Origin of the sequence: Amycolatopsis sp. NPDC021455 (assembly GCF_040640995.1) — a bacterium.
In the GTDB taxonomy this organism is placed as follows: Bacteria; Actinomycetota; Actinomycetes; order Mycobacteriales; family Pseudonocardiaceae; genus Amycolatopsis.
The window spans coordinates 47,621-62,081 of sequence record NZ_JBFACT010000001.1; the positions used below are offsets into that span (position 1 = coordinate 47,621).

The window sequence follows — 14,461 nt, forward strand, 5'->3', positions numbered from 1 at the left end:
TCGCGGACCACTGGGGGCGGCACGATGATGGGGCGGACGCATGCCCTGACCGGCTGGTGCGCGGGCCTGGCGCTGGCGCCCGCGGTCGGGGCTGGTTCGGTGCACCAGGCGGTGGTCTTCGCGGCGACGACGGCGGGGTTCGCCCTGCTGCCCGACCTCGACCACCCCGGCGCGAGCGCGTCCCGCCTCCTCGGCTGGCTGACCGGGGCGTTGTCCTGGGTGCTGCGCCGGGTCTCGGCGGGGTTGTACGCGCTGACGAAGGGCCCGCGCGACGAGAACGTCACGGGCAAGCACCGCCACCTGTCCCACACGGTCCTGTTCGCGGTCGGCCTGGGGCTCCTGACGTCCTGGGGCACCACCGAAGGCGGCCCGTGGGCGGTCGTCGGCGTGGTGGTCTTCGGCCTGATGCTGGCGGAAGGCGCCCTGGGCGACTGGCTGCTGCCGGTGAGCGGCGCGGCGGTGGCGTGGTGGTTCTTCACAGCCCCACCGGACCGCGCCGGCGAGCTGGCCCAGATCTCGGGCTGGCTCGGCGTCGCGGTCGCGGCGGGCTGCCTGACTCACTGCCTGGGTGACGCGCTGACCGAAGCCGGCTGCCCGTTCCTGTTCCCGATCCCGATCGCGGGCGAGACGTGGTACGAGATCCGGCCGCCTCGCGTGCTGCGGTTCCGGACCGGCAAGAAGGTCGAGAAGCGGCTGATCTTCCCGGTGTTCGCGCTGCTCGGAGTGCTGCTGGTGCCGGGGGTGTGGACGTACACGGTGGACACGTTCCACCGCTTGTTCATCCCGCCGACGAGCCAGCGGGCGACAACGCCTTGACCCGTTCCGCCGCGGCGGCGGTGTCGGTGTAGTCCCGCGAGTGGATGATCAGGCCGTCCCGGATCGTCATGACCATGACGTACGAAGACACGAACGCCGAGCCGGCGGCTTCGCCGTGGAGATCGAACTCGGCCACCAGCACTGTCGGGTCGGTGGTCTCGTGGACGACGACGTTCTCGGCCTTGACCAGGCGCCGCACCTGCCCGGCCGCGCGGAACCGGCGACGCAGTTCTTCGCGGCCTTTCGTCACCCGCGGCACGCCGGGGAGCGGGAACGGCATCTCGATGGTCACGTCCTCGGCGTAGAGGTCGGCGAGGTCGTCCCAGCGGTTCTCCACCGAGGCCGCGAGGAACCGGTCGAACACCGAACGCGTGAACCACGAGGCCGCCGACGCGTTCGGGTAGTCGCGGTAGGACGTGATCTCGCCGTCCGAGACCGTCAAGATCCCCACCGAGGACGGGATCTCGAACCCCGGGCCCGACACCACCAGCTCCACCACGAACCCGGAGTCCGTCAGGGTGGTCGTGACCTGGGCTTTCGTCAGGCCTACGGCTCTTGCCCTGACTCCCCCCGCCTCGAGGGCCCGCTGGACGGCCTCCCGTCCTTCGATCCGCACGCCGGTGAACGGCATCTCGAACACCGCTTCGGCGGCGAAGAGATCCGCGAACGGGGCGGCGTCCAGCGACGACATTCCGCGGCGGACGAGTTCGGCGATTTCGGGCATGGTGCGCGTCATCGGAATTCTCCTGCGAGACTGGGCGTTGAATCGGAACGGTGGACCCGCTTACGACGATACGGAGCACGCGTTCCGGTTGTCAACGAGGAGACGTGATGGAGAAGATGCGCGCCGACGCGCGGCGCAACCGGGCCAAGGTGCTGGCCGCGGCCGAGGAGGCGTTCGCCGTCGACGGGCTGGCCGTGCCGCTCGACGACATCGCGCGGCTCGCCGGCGTCGGGGCAGGGACCGTTTACCGGCACTTTCCCAGCAAGGAAGCGCTCTTCCAGGCCGTCGTCCTCGAACGCATCCAGCAGTTCGCCGCGGAGGCCCGCGAGCTCGCCACCGCCGAGGACCCCGGCGAAGTGTTCTTCGGCTACTTCGTCCGCGTCATCAAGCAGGCGTCCCTCAACCGGGCCATCTGCGACGCGCTCGCCGAGTCCGGCGGGCACGCCTTCAAGGCCGGCGCGGGCGACGAGTTCCGCGCCGCGCTGGCCGAACTGCTCACCCGCGCCCAGGCCGCCGGCGCCGTCCGGGCGGACATCGACGGTGACGACCTGCGGGCGCTCATCGTCGGCTGCCTCGCCGTCGAGCGGTACTCGCCGGGAAGCCGGCACCTGGTCCGCGTGGTCGTCGACGGGCTCAGGCCGCCGGAAGCCGAGTCCGGTGGCGTGCAAGCGGAGCAAGAAAATTGAGTCGAGCAGACTCACTCTGCACATCCGGTAACAAGAAGTAAGATCAGGCCGAGTTATTCCTCGTACCTGCGCTGGGCGTGGCGAGGGGGTGCCCGGATGAGTGGCCGACCTACCTGGGGTTCCGCCGCGGTCACCGGGCTGGCGGGGTTCGCCACCGGGCTGCTGGTCGCCGCCCTGCTCGTCGCCGGGCGCACCACCCCGCACCCCGCCGACACGACCACCCCGGCCGAGCCGCCGACCAAGACCGTTTCCGCCGTGCCCGTCACGATGACCACCTCCGCGCCGCCGTCCACCGTCACCTCGGTCGAGACGTCGCCGCCGACGACCACCACCAGCTTCGTCGAGGTCACGGTGGTGCCGTCGACGACGTCGACCTCGGCCACGCCGACCTCGACGACGATCCCGTTGCCGTTGACCAGTGGATGGCGTGACTGAGCGGTGCAACCAACCGGGCGCGGGTCCCGTCTGGCCGGTATGCGCTGCATTCCATGGATCGCCCTCGCCGCGGCCGTCACGGCGGGCTGTGCCGGTGCCGGGGCCGGCCCGGAGGTCGCCTGCCCGGCGATCGGCTACGTCACCGGCATCAGCCTGAAGATCCCCGCGCCCGCGGGCATTTCCCGCGCGACGCTCGAAGCGTGCTGGCGTGGCCAGTGCGTGACGCGCGACGTCGTCCTCACGCCCGACACCACCTCGGTCGCGTCGCCCTGCACCGGAAGCCCGGACAGTGCCTGCGCCGCCTCGGCGGTGCCGACCGGTGGCCTGCGCGGGTTCGCCGAGGTGCCCGGCCTGCCCGCCGAACCGGTCCGGGTCACCGTCCGGTTCGACGACGGCAAGCCGCACACCGCCGACGTCACCCCCGCTTACAGCGAGCCGCACGGCTCGGCCTGCGGGAAGGTGGGGCCGCAGGCGCAGCTCGTGGCCGGTCCCGACCACGAGCTGCGGGTGGGTTAACCGACGTCCCGGCGCCGCCAGCCGAGCAGGCCGGCGGCCAGGGAGACGGCCGCGATCGCCGTCAGCCACCCGAGCGGGGTGGCGGCGAACTCCTGGCCGGGCAGCTTCGGCGGGTGCTGGAACGGCGAGACGTCCAGCACCGCCTGCGGCAGGTCCAGGACCGGGCCGAACAGGCTGAGCAGCAGCGCGAGCGAGCCGACCGCCCACGCCGCGGCCGAAAAGCCCGGCAGCAGCCCGAAGATCGTCACCGCCAGCGCGACCACCACCCAGGCCGCGGGCAGCTGGACGGCCATCCCGGCGAGCGTGTCGCCGATCGAGCCGCCGACGTCGCCGGTGCGCAACCCGTTGGCCAGGCCCATGAACAGCCCGCCGGTCAGCAGCAGCGCCGCCGTGCCGAAGAAGGCGAACACGAGGTGGCTGCCCGCCCAGCGCAGCCTGCCGACGCTAGTGGCCAGCACCGGTTCGAGCCGGATCGCGGTCTCCTCGCCGCGCATCCGCAGCGCGGCCTGGATCCCGTACAGCGACGCGACCATGGCGAACATCCCGGCCATCGCGGCGAGGAACGCCTGCGTCAGCGCGTGGCTGCCGCCGAGCCGCTCGAAGATCTGCTGCGCCTGCGGGCTCGAGCCGACGAGGTCGCCGATGCCGCTGGCGATCGAACCGAACACCGCGCCGACGACGGCCGTCCCGATCGCCCAGCCGAGCAGCGGGCCGCGGTGCAGCCGCCAGGCGAGCGCGAGCGGCGAGCGCAGCCCCGGCGCCGCCCTCGCCGGGCCCGGGCGCGGCGGCAGGATGCCGACGCCGACGTCCCGGCGGGGGAGCAGCCAGTACCCGGCCGCGCCGGCGGCCAGCGCGAAGGCCACCGGCAGCAGCAGCACCCACCAGCGTTCGCCGGCGAACGCCCGGACCTGCTGCACCCAGCCGATCGGCGACAGCCACGACAGCCAGCGAGCGTCCACAGTGGAATCTCCGGCGCCGCGCAGCAGGAAGGCCGCGCCGACGACGGCGGCCCCGATCCCGTTGGCGGTGCGGGAGTACTCCGCGAGCTGGACGGCGACCGCCGCGACGGCGGTGAAGACCAGTCCCGCCAGGGCTTCCGCCGCGCCGAAGGCGAACGACCCCGCCGCGGGCAGGCCGGCGCCGACCATCGTGCCCGCCTGGATCAGCCCGATGAGCACACTGGCACCCCCGGCCACCAGCAGCGACGCCGTCAATGCCGCGTACCGGCCGACCACCGCCGACGCGAGCAGCTCCGCGCGGCCGGTGTCCTCTTCCGCGCGCGTGTGCCGGGTGACGGTGAAGACGACCATCAGCCCGGTGAGCAGCGCGAGGAACCCGGCCATGCGCCAGGCGATGAACCCGCCGGCGGTGGTGAGGTCGAACGGCGGCCCGTAGAGCAGCGCGTACGACGGGTTGGCGTTCGCACCCGCCTGCAGCGCCAGGCGGTCGGCGACGGTCGGGTAGAACTGCGTGAACGTGTTGACCGTGCTCGCCGGGACGACGCTGAGCAGCACGATCCAGATCGGCAGGACCACGCGGTCGCGGCGCAGCGCGAGCCGGGTGAGGTGCCAGGTGCCGGCGAGTTCGTGGGCCGGCGCGACCTCGGCTTCGGCGCGCGAGAGGGTCGCGGTCATTTCGCGCTCGCTTCGGTCGTGTAGTGCCGCAGGAACAGCTCCTCCAGCGTCGGCGGCTGGCTGACCAGGCTCCGCACGCCGACCTCGGTCAGCTGCCGCAGAGCTTCGTCGAGCGAGCGCGTCTCGACGTCGAAGCGGACGCGGTTGCCCTCGACCTTGAGGTCGTGGATGTTCGCCAGCTTCGTCAGCCCGTTCGGCGGCCCGGCCAGCTCGGCGGTGATCGACGTCCGGGTCAGGTGGCGCAGCTCGGCGAGCGTGCCCGACTCGACCGTGCGGCCGTTGCGGATGATGCTGACCTTGTCGCACAGCGCCTCGACCTCGGCCAGGATGTGGCTGGAGAGCAGCACGGTCCGGCCCTGCTCGCGTTCCTCCTGGATGGCGTACTGGAACGTCGCCTCCATCAGCGGGTCGAGCCCGGACGTCGGCTCGTCGAGGATCAGCAGGTCGACGCGCGAAGCGAGAGCCGCCACGATGGCGACCTTCTGCCGGTTGCCCTTCGAGTACGTCCGCCCCTTCTTCTTCGGGTCGAGGTCGAAGCGCTCGATCAGGTCGTTGCGGCGCTTCTCGTCCAGCCCGCCGCGCAGGCGGCCGAGCAGGTCGATGACCTCGCCGCCGGAGAGGTTGGGCCAGAGGTTGACGTCGCCGGGCACGTAGGCCAGGCGGCGGTGCAGGCTCGCGGCGTCCTTCCAGGGGTCGCCGCCGAGCACACGAACTTCCCCCGAGGCACCAGGATCCTTGCGGAGCAGGCCGAGCAGCACCCGGACGGTGGTCGACTTCCCGGCGCCGTTGGGCCCGAGGAAGCCGTGCACCTCCCCAGCGGGTACCTGCAGGTCGAGGCCGTCGAGGGCCTTCGTCCGGCCGAACGACTTGTGCAGGTCGATGACCGAAATGGCGTTTTCCATGCTTCGGAAGCTACACTTGCTTCATGAAGTTGTGAAGTTAAGAAAATGTCTAGATCGAGTGATCATGGGGGCCGGGTACGGAAGGATGGGCCGATGACGACGCCTGACACGAAGCGAGATGAAGACGCCGTCCGCCGGTACGTCGAGAGCCTCGGGCTCGTGCTTTCGCAGATCGGGATGCAGCGCATGTCCGCGCGCGTGTTCGCCGCGCTGATGACCACCGACGAGGGCCGGCTGACCGCCGCCGACCTGGCCTCCCAGCTGTCGGTCAGCCCGGCCGCCGTCTCCGGTGCCGTGCGCTACCTCGAACAGATCGGCTTGGTCGCGAAGGAGCGCGAGCCCGGCGAGCGCCGCGACCACTACCGCCTCTACGACGACCTCTGGTACGCGACGTTCATGAAGCGCGACCGCATGATCATCATGTGGCGCGACGCGGCCGAGAACGGCGTCGACGCGCTCGGCGAGGACACCCCGGCCGGGAAGCGGCTCGCCGAGATGCGGGACTTCCTGTCCTTCATGCTGGTGGAGCTCAACGGCATGTACGAGCGCTGGCACAAGCTCCGCGAGGAGAAGAACGCCTAGCCGCGCCGGGTCGCGAGGCAGCGGGGGCACGGAGACTCTCTCAGGTGCGAGCGCCATACCTGGTGCGGCACATGGTGCAGCCGCTACAACGCCGCGAGCAACGTCTCCGCGAGCCGGTCGGCGAGGTCGGCCGGCTCGCGTTCTTCGAACGTCGCCAGGAACGCCTGCTGGAAACACGCCCCGAGGAGCAGAGCCGCGGCCGCCTCGACGTCCGTCTCCGCCTTGATCCGGCCCAGTGCCTGCTCGGCCCGCAGGTACTCCGCGACAGCGCCGAGCAGCACGTGCGGGCCGTGCTCGCCCAGCCGTTCGCGGTGGGACCGCAGCAGGTCCCGCGAAGAGAAGACCGACACCGCGATCGGAAACCCTTCGGCGTAGAAGGCGAGGCCGAGCCGGGCGACGCGGGCCAGGTTGTCCCGCAGCGGCGCGCGGCCGGGGGTGGCGGTGAGCTCGCCGAGGACGGCGCCGAGCGCCGGCAGCTCCTCGCCCATGACGCTGAGGAACAGGTCGGTCTTGTCGCGGAAGTGCTTGTAGAGCATCGCTTCCGAGTAGCCGGCGGTCTGCGCGATGACCTTGGTCGTGGCGTGGGCGTAGCCCTGCTCGCGCATCACTTTCGCGGCCGCGGCGACGATCTCTTCGCGGCTTCCCATGGCGGCTCCCTGAGTGCGTTCTCAGCGTGGTTAGTGAACACTCACCCTACCTGGTGAGTGTTCACTAACCGAGGAGGAGACACCGTGAGGATCACTGTTCTGGGAGCCACCGGTGGCGTCGGCGGCGAGGTCGTCAAGCAGGCACTGGACCGCGGCTGGCACGTGACGGCCGTCGTCCGCGACCCCGCCCGGCTGCGGTTGCCGGCCGAGGTCGTCGTGGCGGGCCTGCACGAACACGAGAAGCTGGCGGCCGCCGTCGAAGGCCGCGACGCGGTGATTTCGGCGGTCGGCTCCCGCGACCGCGGGCCGACCACGGTCTGCGCGGACGGCGCCCGCGCGGCGATCGCGGCCGGGGCGAAGCGCCTGCTGGTCGTCAGCGCGAGCGGCATGCACACCGAGGGGGACGGCTTCTTCACGCGCACGCTGGTCAAGCCGTTGCTCAACACCTTCCTGAAGCACGGCTGGGCGGACATGCTCGCCATGGAGGCCGTGGTCGCGGCCACCGACCTGGACTGGACGATCGTCCGCCCGCCGATGCTGCTGAACGGGCCGCGCACCGGCAAGATCGCGAGCCGGCTCGACGGGAACGTCCGCACGTTCACCATCCGGCGCGCCGACGTCGCCGCGTACCTGCTCGACGCCGTGGCGGACCCCACGCTCATCAGGGCCAAGGTTTCGATCGCCCACGGCTAGCTTCAGGGGATGGTGCTCCTGGCTCAAGCTCTGTACCTCAAGCGCAAGACCCCTCGGTTGCCCGGCGCCGCCGGGCCGGCCGAAGGACTCGTTCCGGGCGACGGCGAGCCCTTCCGGCTGGCCGTCCTCGGCGAGTCCACGGTGGACGGTGTCGGCGCGGCGGATCACGAGGAAGCACTCACCGGCTGCCTCGCCCGCGAGCTGGCCCGCGACGGCCGGGCCGTGCGCTGGCAGGCGGTCGGCCGGACCGGCGCCAATGCCAGGGTGACGCGTGCCGAGCTGGTCCCGCTCGTCCGCCCGGCCGACCTGGTCGTGATCGCCCTCGGCGTCAACGACACCATCGAGCTCCGGACGGCCGCCGCCTACCGCCGTGACCTGCTGCGCCTGGTGCTCGACCTGCGGCGGCGGCTCGGGCCGGTGGACGTCCTGCTGGCCGGGGTGCCGCCGATGTCCCGTTTCCCGGCCCTGCCCAGGCCGCTGCGAGACGTCCTGTCCGCCCGGTCGACCGCGCTCGACCGGGCGGCCGCCGCCGTCGGCCGGCTGCCCGGCGTCACCCACGTGCCGATGGATCCCGGGCTGCTCGACCCCGCGGCTTTCGCGCCGGACCGCTTCCACCCGGGGCCGGCCGGTTACGCCCGTTGGGCACGCACGCTCGCACTCGCCGTGATCAGTTAGCCGCTCTCCGTGGATCTTCGAAAAAAGTCGGGGATTCGTGTATCTGGCGGTGCCCCCATTGCGTCCTGTGGAGCAGCCAAGGCACGAAGGACACGACAGGGGGTGTCGAGTTCGGAGAGAAACGCGGTGACCGGGAGCCGAGGGGGCTGCCGGACACCGTCGGCCGGGTGCCCTTCGGGGGAGGGGACGCCCGGCGGGCCCGTTGGGGAGCGGGCCCTTGAGGGAGGGGAGTACCGGCCGGCGCGGGACCACGAACCGGCGCCGGCCGGTACCTCCCGCTTTGCCATTTGACCGGTAGTGCACGACCGACGAAGTAAGTGACCTTGATGTATCCGAGATCCACCTGCACGCTCCTTCCCCCCGAAGGACCCGCGATACTGCCATTGCCGACTCGAAGAACCTTCCGAAGAGGGGCAGATACGGTGACCGACGTGCAAACCACAGAGGTAGACCCGCCGTGGGAGGGCCTGACCGGCGCCGAGCTGCACGCCGCGTGCATGCAGGCCGCCCGGGAGGGTGATCGCCGGGCGATGGCCCGCCTCGTCGAAGAGCTGACCCCGCTCGTCTGGCACGTCGCCCGGGGCAACGGGCTCGACCGCTCGGTGGCCGAGGACGTGGTCCAGACCGTCTGGCTCGCCTTGTTCAGCCAGCTCGAGAAGCTCCGCGACCCCAAGGCCCTCGCCGCGTGGCTGATCACCACCACCCGGCGCGAGGCCACCCACCCGTTCGGCCGCCGCATGCAGCCCGTGCCGCTGAGCGACGAAGTCGCCGAAGCCATGCCGAGCACCCAACCGGCACCCGAAGACGAGGCCATCCGCGCCGACCGTGACCGCCGGGTCTGGCGCGCTTTCGTCCGGCTGCCCCACCGCTGCCAGGAACTGCTCCGGCTGACCGTGCTCGCGGGCCGCGCGGAGTACCAGCTCGTCGCCGAGGCGCTGCGCATGCCGCGCGGCAGTGTCGGGCCGACCAGGGGGCGCTGCCTCGACCAGATGCGCGATCTGCTCGCCAGTGAAGGGGGAAGCCGATGAACGAGCTCGGGGCGCCTGGAGAGGCCTTCTCCGACGAAGTGATCCTGGCCGACATCGGCCGCTTCCTCGACGAACTGGACCCGCCGCCGGGTGACCTGGTGCAGCGGGTCCAGTTCGCGCTCGCCCTCGAAGACCTCGACGTCGAGGTCGCGCGGTGGGAGCGGCTGGACAACCTCGCCGGTGTCCGCGGTGGCGGCACCGGCACGATCACGTTCACCGTCAGCGACCTGACGGTGATGATCAACCTGACCAAGATGGGCAAGCTGCACCGCATCGACGGCTGGCTCGTGCCGGCCGGTCAGTACGGCGTCGAGGTGCGCGTCGCCGAGCACGGCACGACGTCGACGACCGCCGACGAAGGCGGCCGGTTCGTGCTCGACAACGTGCCGCGCGGGACGACGCAGATCCTCGTGCACCTGGGTGACGTGTCGTGCCGCCGGACCGTCGTGACGCCGACGGTCGTGCTCTAACCGAGGAAGTCGGCCAGGGGGACGGGCGTGAGCCCGTCCTTCTTGGCCCGCTCGACGAACGCCGTGTAGTCCTCTTTGAACGTCTTGCGGAAGTGCATCAGCACGATGTCGCCCGGCTTGAGCTTGTCGCCGGCCTGGAACTGGACGACCCCGTCGTTGACCGCGGCCGTCCACAGCACGGCGACCCGCATCCCGCAGGCGGCCGCCGCGCGCAGGGTGTTCTGGTCGTAGTTGCCGAACGGCGGCCGGAAGATCGACGGCCGCACGCCGAGGTCGCGCTGGAAGTCGTCGGCGTCGTCGCAGATTTCCTTGCGCTGGAATTCCAGCGGCTTGCCCTTGAGGTTGGGGTGGTTGACGGTGTGGTCGCCGAGCGTCGCGCCGGTGGCGTCGAGGATCTGCTTGAAGTAGGCCTCGTGGCCCTTCACGTACTTCTGGTTCAGGAACAGCACCGGGTGGGTCGCGTTCTGCTGCATCAGCTTCAGCGCGTCGGGGTCCTGCACGGCGCCGTCGTCCATGGTCAGGAAGACGTACGGCTTGTCGGTGGTGATCCGCCGGACGAGCGGGACCTCGCCGTTCGCGATCGCGGGGGCCTTCTGCTGCACCGTGCCGAAGGGGTACGGTCCCGCGGCCGCCACGGCGGGGCCGGGACCGCTGCCGGGCGCGGGGTTGGGCTGGCTGCTTTCGACCGGCCGCTCGTCCGGCCCGTGCGTCGAACACGCCGTGAGCGCTAACACAGCCGCGGCCAACCCGGCCACCACTCGCTTCATCCCCGCGGTCCCCTCTCTCGCCGGTGGCTGCAAAAGACCACCCGAAAGAGTGACGTTGCGGAGGCGGGGAAAGTTGCGCCGGGGATCTTGCTGTGGCCCGGCGCACCCAAGGTCAGCGCCCGGTTTCGGCCGCCTTGACCAGCTTGGCGGAAAGCAGGCTGATCACGGCCTTGAGGCCGGCCGCGAGCGCGGGCCCGCTGCCCCGGACCGGCTCGGTGAACGACCCGGTCCACCGCAGGTGTGTCCCGCCGCCGTCGGCGGGTGTGAAGAGCACCTCGGCGCGGTAGTCCTTGAGCGGCTTGGGCCCGGCGAACGCGTAGACGTGCTTCCGGCCGGGTTCGTACTCCACCGTCTCCTCGCGGACGAGCACCGGCCACAGGCCGACTTCGCGGATCGCGCCGACGCCGTCCGGTTCGGCGTCGCCCCGGCGTGCCCAGCGGGCCTGCACGATCAGTGGCTTTCCCCACTCCGCCCAGCGCGGGCCCTCCGCTTCGAGCGCGAACAGCACCTCCGGCGGCGCGGTGCTCGTGCGGTTGACCTCGTAGGAGTACTTGCGGCCCACCGGAACCTCCCGCTTTGTTGACAGACTGATAATTAATCGTCTCCGGGCAGCGTAGGTCAAGATGAGGGGGTGAGCACGCCGCGTCCCGACCTCGCCGCGCCGCACTGGCTCGTCCAGCTGCTCCGCAGCAAGCCGGTGCCGGTGCCGTGGAACATGGTCGCCCGCGCGGTCGTCGCGCTGACCGTGCCGCTCGCAGTGGCCTACGCGGCGGGGGACATCGCCGTCGGCGCGCTCATCTCGACCGGCGCGCTCCCCGCCGTGCTGTCCGAATCGGCCGGCCCCTACCGCTACCGCGCCCGCCGGCTGGGTGGCGCGACGCTGGCCGCGACCGCCGGCTACCTCGTCGGGCTGCTCACCGGCGGCACCCCGGCGCTGTCCGTGCCCGCGGTGATCCTGGTCGCCGCGATCTCCGCGCTGGTCAGCGCGGCCGGCAGCAACGCCTCCGTCGCCGGCCTGCAGATGCTGGTCTTCTGCGTGCTCGCCACCGGGCAGCACGCGACCGGCGTGCGCGTCGAAGTCCTGTTCGGCTACTTCTGCCTCGGCGCGGCCTGGAGCTTCCTGGTCGCGCTCGCCAGCTGGACCTTCCGGGCGACCAGCCCCGAACGCACCGCCGTCGCGCACGTCTACGTCGAGCTGGCCGCGATGCTCTCGGCGACGGACGAAGCCGTCTCCCGCGTGGCCCGCCACCGGCTGACCACGGCGATGAACACCGCCTACGACCAGCTGCTCACCGCGCGGTCGTGGCTGTCCGGCCGCGACGCCGCCTACCGGCACCTGCTCAACCTGCTCTCGGCGACGACCCCCGCGGTCGAGGCGTCGGTGGCGATGGTCAACGCCGGCCGCCGCGCGCCCCAGCCGGTCATCGACCACTTCGTCGCGCTGTCGGCGTCGGTGCTGGCCGGCCAGCCGCTGCCGGAACCGCCGCCCGCGCCGCCCGGCGACCCCGACCCGGTGCTCACCGCCCTCTACGCGGGGCTGGTCCGGATCGGCAAGGGCGACGACCGCAAGCGCCGCGTCCCGACGCCCTGGCACCGGCGGCTGCGGGAGTGGGCCGGTTCGCTCGCGTCCGGCCCGCTGACGTGGATCGCCGCGCTGCGGCTGACGCTGTGCGTGGCGATCGCCGAGGTCGTCGGCCTGCTCGTGCCGTTCGAGCGGTCGTACTGGATCACCCTGACCGTCGGCATCGTGCTCAAGCCCGACTTCGGCTCGGTCTTCGGCCGCGCGGTGCTGCGCGGGATCGGCACGGTCATCGGCGTCGGGATCGGCGCCGTCGTGCTCGCCCTGGGCGCGCAGGGCTGGGTGCTGGTGGTGCTGAGCGCGGTCTTCGCCGGCGGCATCGCGGTCGGGAAGGTGCGCAACTACGGCGTCCAGAGCGCCTTCGTGACGCCGTTGATCATCCTGCAGATGGGCCTGGCCCACACCGGCAACTGGTCCGTGGTGCTCGCGCGGCTGGTCGACACCGCGCTGGGCTGCGTGATCGTCCTGGTCTTCGGCTACCTGCTGTGGCCGGGCAGCAGGCGCCCCCAGGTCGGCGGTCGGCTGGCCGACGGGCTGGACGCCGTCGCGAAGTACGTCTCGCACGCGCTGGTCGAGGCGTCGTCGGGGGAGGCGCGGCTGGCGCGGTCGCGAGCCCGCCGTGGCGCCTACCGGGCCCTGGCCGACCTGCGGACGGCGTTCCAGCAGGTCGTCGTCGAGCCGTCGGCCAACGGCCGCCAAGCCGTGGCGTGGTGGCCGGTGATCGCGGCGCAGGAACGGGTGGCGGACGCCGTCACCGAGGTCGGCGTGACGATCGGGCGGGGCGTGCCGCCACCGGACCCGGCCGACATCGAGCTGCTGACCGCCGCCCTGGACGAACTGGCCGGGGCGATCCGCGAGCAGCGCGAGCCGCGGTCGATGCCGCTGCCGGACAGCCCGCGGCTGGCCGGCGTGGTCGACCAGCTGGAGTCGGCGTTCGACGCCGTCCGCGGGCCTGACCTGGAGGAACGCCGTCCACCGCGGCTCGTCCGGCGGTTCCTGCCCTACCCCAGGCGCAGCTGAGGTTCCTGCGGTTCAATGCACCCATGGGAATCGACTTCGAAGCGTTGAAGGGCAAGGCCGAAGAGGCCCTGCGCGAGCACAACGACAAGATCGAGGAAGGCCTCGACAAGGCCGCCGACTTCGCGAAGTCGAAGTTCGCCGGTCACGACGAGCAGATCGACACCGGCATCGAGAAGGCGAAGGACTTCCTCAACAAGTTCGACGACACCCCGGACACGCCGCGGTAGCCGCCAAGGTCCGTGAAGGCCTCCTTCCCGGCTCTTAAGGCCGGGAAGGGGGCCTTCACGGCTTTTCCTACTGGACCTCGCCGGTGGCGATGCCGTCGGCGAGGCCGGTGATCCGGCCGCCGCGCTCGCCCAGGGCGATCAGGCCCTGGCGGGCGTCGGGCGCGGCCAGGCTGATCCGCACGCCCGCGCGTTCGACGTCCAGACTGGCCGCAAGCGCTTGCGCGCCTTCGTATCCCGCGTTGATCGTGGCCGCGAGGCCGCCGGTCGAGGCGAGCGAACCGCGCGCCGCGCCGAGCCGGCCGAGTGCCTCGTCGACGATCGGCAGCAGCGCGTCCCGGTTGCCTTCGGTCATCGCGCGCACGAGGTGCGGGTTCGACCCCGCGACGCGCGTGCCGTCGCGATAGGACCCGGCCGCCAGCGACATGGCCAGCGGCCCGCCCTCCGCGCCGATCGTCGCCAGGATCGCCGCGAACAGGTGCGGCAGGTGCGAAATCCGGGCCACGGCCTCGTCGTGCGACTCCGCGGGCAGCGGCACGACGTGTGCCCCGATGTCCAGGACCAGGCGAGCCACCTCGGCCCACGCCTCGAGGTCGGTGTCCTCTTCGACGCCGACCACCCAGGCGGCACCCTGGAACAGCGAGGCGTCCCCGGCCAGCCAGCCGGAGTTCGACGTCCCCGCCATCGGGTGCCCGCCGACGTACCGCGTGTACGGCACGCGACGGCGGACGGCGTCCAGGACCGGCGCTTTCACGCTGGTCACGTCGGTGAGCAGGCCGTGCGACGCGTGCTGGGAGACCAGGCGCAGCAGGTCTTCGACGGCGGGCAGCGGCACGGCGAGCACGACCATGGCGTCCTCGGCCGCCGCCCGGTGCAGGGCCGCTTCGACGTCGGTCGTGACGTCGTAGCCCGCTCTGCTCGCCGCGTCGGCGTCCACTTCGGATACCGCGGCGCCGAACGCCGTGCGGCCGCTCGCGGCCGCCGCGCGCAGCAGCGAACCGCCGATCAGCCCGAGCCCGATCACGCATACGTCTCGCACGCGCCCCATCCTGCCAGTCCTCGC

The 14,461-nt window shown here is 71.9% G+C and carries 18 protein-coding genes; 11 read left to right on the top strand and 7 right to left on the bottom strand.

What is annotated here, in order from left to right; genetic code table 11:
- The first annotated feature begins 27 nt into the window (after nt 1-27).
- Nucleotides 28-816 (top strand): metal-dependent hydrolase, encoded by a 789-nt coding sequence (locus AB0G28_RS00270; RefSeq protein WP_361081342.1) that lies wholly within the window; start codon nt 28-30, stop codon nt 814-816.
- On the opposite strand, the gene AB0G28_RS00275 is transcribed toward AB0G28_RS00270, so the two are convergent.
- The gene (locus tag AB0G28_RS00275; protein ID WP_361081344.1) at nt 779-1,552 is read right to left on the bottom strand and encodes a nuclear transport factor 2 family protein; all 774 of its coding nucleotides are present in this window, start codon (nt 1,550-1,552) and stop codon (nt 779-781) included. The genes AB0G28_RS00270 and AB0G28_RS00275 overlap by 38 nt on opposite strands.
- Nucleotides 1,553-1,647: 95 nt before the next feature.
- Here AB0G28_RS00275 and AB0G28_RS00280 point away from each other — a divergent pair, with 95 nt between their 5' ends.
- From AB0G28_RS00280 to AB0G28_RS00290, 3 genes are all read left to right on the top strand, one after another.
- Complete coding sequence (locus AB0G28_RS00280) at nt 1,648-2,226, top strand: TetR/AcrR family transcriptional regulator (RefSeq protein ID WP_361081347.1); 579 nt, start codon at nt 1,648-1,650, stop codon at nt 2,224-2,226.
- A 96-nt stretch (nt 2,227-2,322) separates the two neighbouring features.
- A complete protein-coding gene (locus tag AB0G28_RS00285; RefSeq protein ID WP_361081350.1) occupies nt 2,323-2,661 on the top strand; it encodes a hypothetical protein in 339 nt (112 codons plus the stop codon).
- 39 nt (nt 2,662-2,700) lie between these two features.
- Complete coding sequence (locus tag AB0G28_RS00290) at nt 2,701-3,177, top strand: hypothetical protein (RefSeq protein WP_361081354.1); 477 nt, start codon at nt 2,701-2,703, stop codon at nt 3,175-3,177.
- On the opposite strand, the gene AB0G28_RS00295 is transcribed toward AB0G28_RS00290, so the two are convergent.
- Nucleotides 3,174-4,811, bottom strand: coding sequence for an ABC transporter permease (locus tag AB0G28_RS00295; protein ID WP_361081358.1), 1,638 nt, complete (start codon nt 4,809-4,811; stop codon nt 3,174-3,176). The two genes, AB0G28_RS00290 and AB0G28_RS00295, sit on opposite strands and share 4 nt — an antisense overlap.
- Nucleotides 4,808-5,713 carry an ABC transporter ATP-binding protein gene (locus tag AB0G28_RS00300; RefSeq protein WP_361081361.1) on the bottom strand — a complete coding sequence of 302 codons (906 nt, stop codon included), beginning with the start codon at nt 5,711-5,713 and terminating at the stop codon, nt 4,808-4,810. Before AB0G28_RS00300 ends, AB0G28_RS00295 begins: the two co-directional genes overlap by 4 nt.
- 93 nt (nt 5,714-5,806) lie before the next feature.
- Between AB0G28_RS00300 and AB0G28_RS00305 the strand changes: the two genes are divergently transcribed.
- Complete coding sequence (locus AB0G28_RS00305) at nt 5,807-6,295, top strand: MarR family transcriptional regulator (protein ID WP_361081364.1); 489 nt, start codon at nt 5,807-5,809, stop codon at nt 6,293-6,295.
- A gap of 83 nt (nt 6,296-6,378) precedes the next feature.
- On the opposite strand, the gene AB0G28_RS00310 is transcribed toward AB0G28_RS00305, so the two are convergent.
- Nucleotides 6,379-6,942: a helix-turn-helix domain-containing protein gene (locus AB0G28_RS00310; protein ID WP_361081367.1), complete on the bottom strand. Its 564-nt coding sequence runs from the start codon at nt 6,940-6,942 to the stop codon at nt 6,379-6,381.
- 84 nt (nt 6,943-7,026) lie between these two features.
- Here AB0G28_RS00310 and AB0G28_RS00315 point away from each other — a divergent pair, with 84 nt between their 5' ends.
- The 4 genes from AB0G28_RS00315 (at nt 7,027) to AB0G28_RS00330 (ending at nt 9,808) form a co-directional block, all read left to right on the top strand.
- Nucleotides 7,027-7,635 carry an NAD(P)-binding oxidoreductase gene (locus AB0G28_RS00315; protein ID WP_361081370.1) on the top strand — a complete coding sequence of 203 codons (609 nt, stop codon included), beginning with the start codon at nt 7,027-7,029 and terminating at the stop codon, nt 7,633-7,635.
- Nucleotides 7,636-7,644: 9 nt separating this feature from the next.
- Complete coding sequence (locus tag AB0G28_RS00320; RefSeq protein WP_361081373.1) at nt 7,645-8,310, top strand: SGNH/GDSL hydrolase family protein; 666 nt, start codon at nt 7,645-7,647, stop codon at nt 8,308-8,310.
- 422 nt (nt 8,311-8,732) lie between these two features.
- Nucleotides 8,733-9,338 carry a sigma-70 family RNA polymerase sigma factor gene (locus tag AB0G28_RS00325; RefSeq protein ID WP_361081376.1) on the top strand — a complete coding sequence of 202 codons (606 nt, stop codon included), beginning with the start codon at nt 8,733-8,735 and terminating at the stop codon, nt 9,336-9,338.
- On the top strand, nt 9,335-9,808 hold the full coding sequence (locus AB0G28_RS00330) for a carboxypeptidase regulatory-like domain-containing protein (RefSeq protein WP_361081379.1): 474 nt from the start codon (nt 9,335-9,337) through the stop codon (nt 9,806-9,808). The genes AB0G28_RS00325 and AB0G28_RS00330 overlap by 4 nt, the downstream gene beginning before the upstream one ends.
- Here AB0G28_RS00330 and AB0G28_RS00335 read toward each other — a convergent pair.
- Together AB0G28_RS00335 and AB0G28_RS00340 are read right to left on the bottom strand one after the other, a co-directional pair.
- Nucleotides 9,805-10,575: a polysaccharide deacetylase family protein gene (locus AB0G28_RS00335; RefSeq protein ID WP_361081382.1), complete on the bottom strand. Its 771-nt coding sequence runs from the start codon at nt 10,573-10,575 to the stop codon at nt 9,805-9,807. The genes AB0G28_RS00330 and AB0G28_RS00335 overlap by 4 nt on opposite strands.
- Before the next feature lie 112 nt (nt 10,576-10,687).
- Nucleotides 10,688-11,137: an SRPBCC family protein gene (locus AB0G28_RS00340; RefSeq protein ID WP_361081385.1), complete on the bottom strand. Its 450-nt coding sequence runs from the start codon at nt 11,135-11,137 to the stop codon at nt 10,688-10,690.
- A 69-nt stretch (nt 11,138-11,206) separates the two neighbouring features.
- Between AB0G28_RS00340 and AB0G28_RS00345 the strand changes: the two genes are divergently transcribed.
- Both AB0G28_RS00345 and AB0G28_RS00350 read left to right on the top strand, forming a co-directional pair.
- Nucleotides 11,207-13,174, top strand: coding sequence for an FUSC family protein (locus tag AB0G28_RS00345; protein WP_361081388.1), 1,968 nt, complete (start codon nt 11,207-11,209; stop codon nt 13,172-13,174).
- A gap of 23 nt (nt 13,175-13,197) precedes the next feature.
- On the top strand, nt 13,198-13,401 hold the full coding sequence (locus tag AB0G28_RS00350; RefSeq protein WP_361081390.1) for an antitoxin: 204 nt from the start codon (nt 13,198-13,200) through the stop codon (nt 13,399-13,401).
- A 67-nt stretch (nt 13,402-13,468) separates the two neighbouring features.
- Here the strand turns inward: AB0G28_RS00350 and AB0G28_RS00355 are convergent, their stop codons facing one another.
- Nucleotides 13,469-14,446: a prephenate dehydrogenase gene (locus AB0G28_RS00355; RefSeq protein WP_361081393.1), complete on the bottom strand. Its 978-nt coding sequence runs from the start codon at nt 14,444-14,446 to the stop codon at nt 13,469-13,471.
- Nucleotides 14,447-14,461 lie beyond the last annotated feature (15 nt).

Excerpts from the sequence above, each read along its gene's own strand:
- AB0G28_RS00350 (WP_361081390.1), top strand. The coding sequence starts at position 13,198 with ATGGGAATCGACTTCGAAGCGTTGAAGGGCAAGGCCGAAGAGGCCCTG.
- AB0G28_RS00310 (WP_361081367.1), bottom strand. The coding sequence starts at position 6,942 with ATGGGAAGCCGCGAAGAGATCGTCGCCGCGGCCGCGAAAGTGATGCGC.
- AB0G28_RS00335 (WP_361081382.1), bottom strand. The coding sequence starts at position 10,575 with ATGAAGCGAGTGGTGGCCGGGTTGGCCGCGGCTGTGTTAGCGCTCACG.
- AB0G28_RS00305 (WP_361081364.1), top strand. The coding sequence starts at position 5,807 with ATGACGACGCCTGACACGAAGCGAGATGAAGACGCCGTCCGCCGGTAC.
- AB0G28_RS00300 (WP_361081361.1), bottom strand. The coding sequence starts at position 5,713 with ATGGAAAACGCCATTTCGGTCATCGACCTGCACAAGTCGTTCGGCCGG.
- AB0G28_RS00290 (WP_361081354.1), top strand. The coding sequence starts at position 2,701 with ATGCGCTGCATTCCATGGATCGCCCTCGCCGCGGCCGTCACGGCGGGC.
- AB0G28_RS00355 (WP_361081393.1), bottom strand. The coding sequence starts at position 14,446 with ATGGGGCGCGTGCGAGACGTATGCGTGATCGGGCTCGGGCTGATCGGC.
- AB0G28_RS00295 (WP_361081358.1), bottom strand. The coding sequence starts at position 4,811 with ATGACCGCGACCCTCTCGCGCGCCGAAGCCGAGGTCGCGCCGGCCCAC.
- AB0G28_RS00320 (WP_361081373.1), top strand. The coding sequence starts at position 7,645 with ATGGTGCTCCTGGCTCAAGCTCTGTACCTCAAGCGCAAGACCCCTCGG.
- AB0G28_RS00280 (WP_361081347.1), top strand. The coding sequence starts at position 1,648 with ATGGAGAAGATGCGCGCCGACGCGCGGCGCAACCGGGCCAAGGTGCTG.
- AB0G28_RS00285 (WP_361081350.1), top strand. The coding sequence starts at position 2,323 with ATGAGTGGCCGACCTACCTGGGGTTCCGCCGCGGTCACCGGGCTGGCG.
- AB0G28_RS00270 (WP_361081342.1), top strand. The coding sequence starts at position 28 with ATGGGGCGGACGCATGCCCTGACCGGCTGGTGCGCGGGCCTGGCGCTG.
- AB0G28_RS00275 (WP_361081344.1), bottom strand. The coding sequence starts at position 1,552 with ATGACGCGCACCATGCCCGAAATCGCCGAACTCGTCCGCCGCGGAATG.
- AB0G28_RS00330 (WP_361081379.1), top strand. The coding sequence starts at position 9,335 with ATGAACGAGCTCGGGGCGCCTGGAGAGGCCTTCTCCGACGAAGTGATC.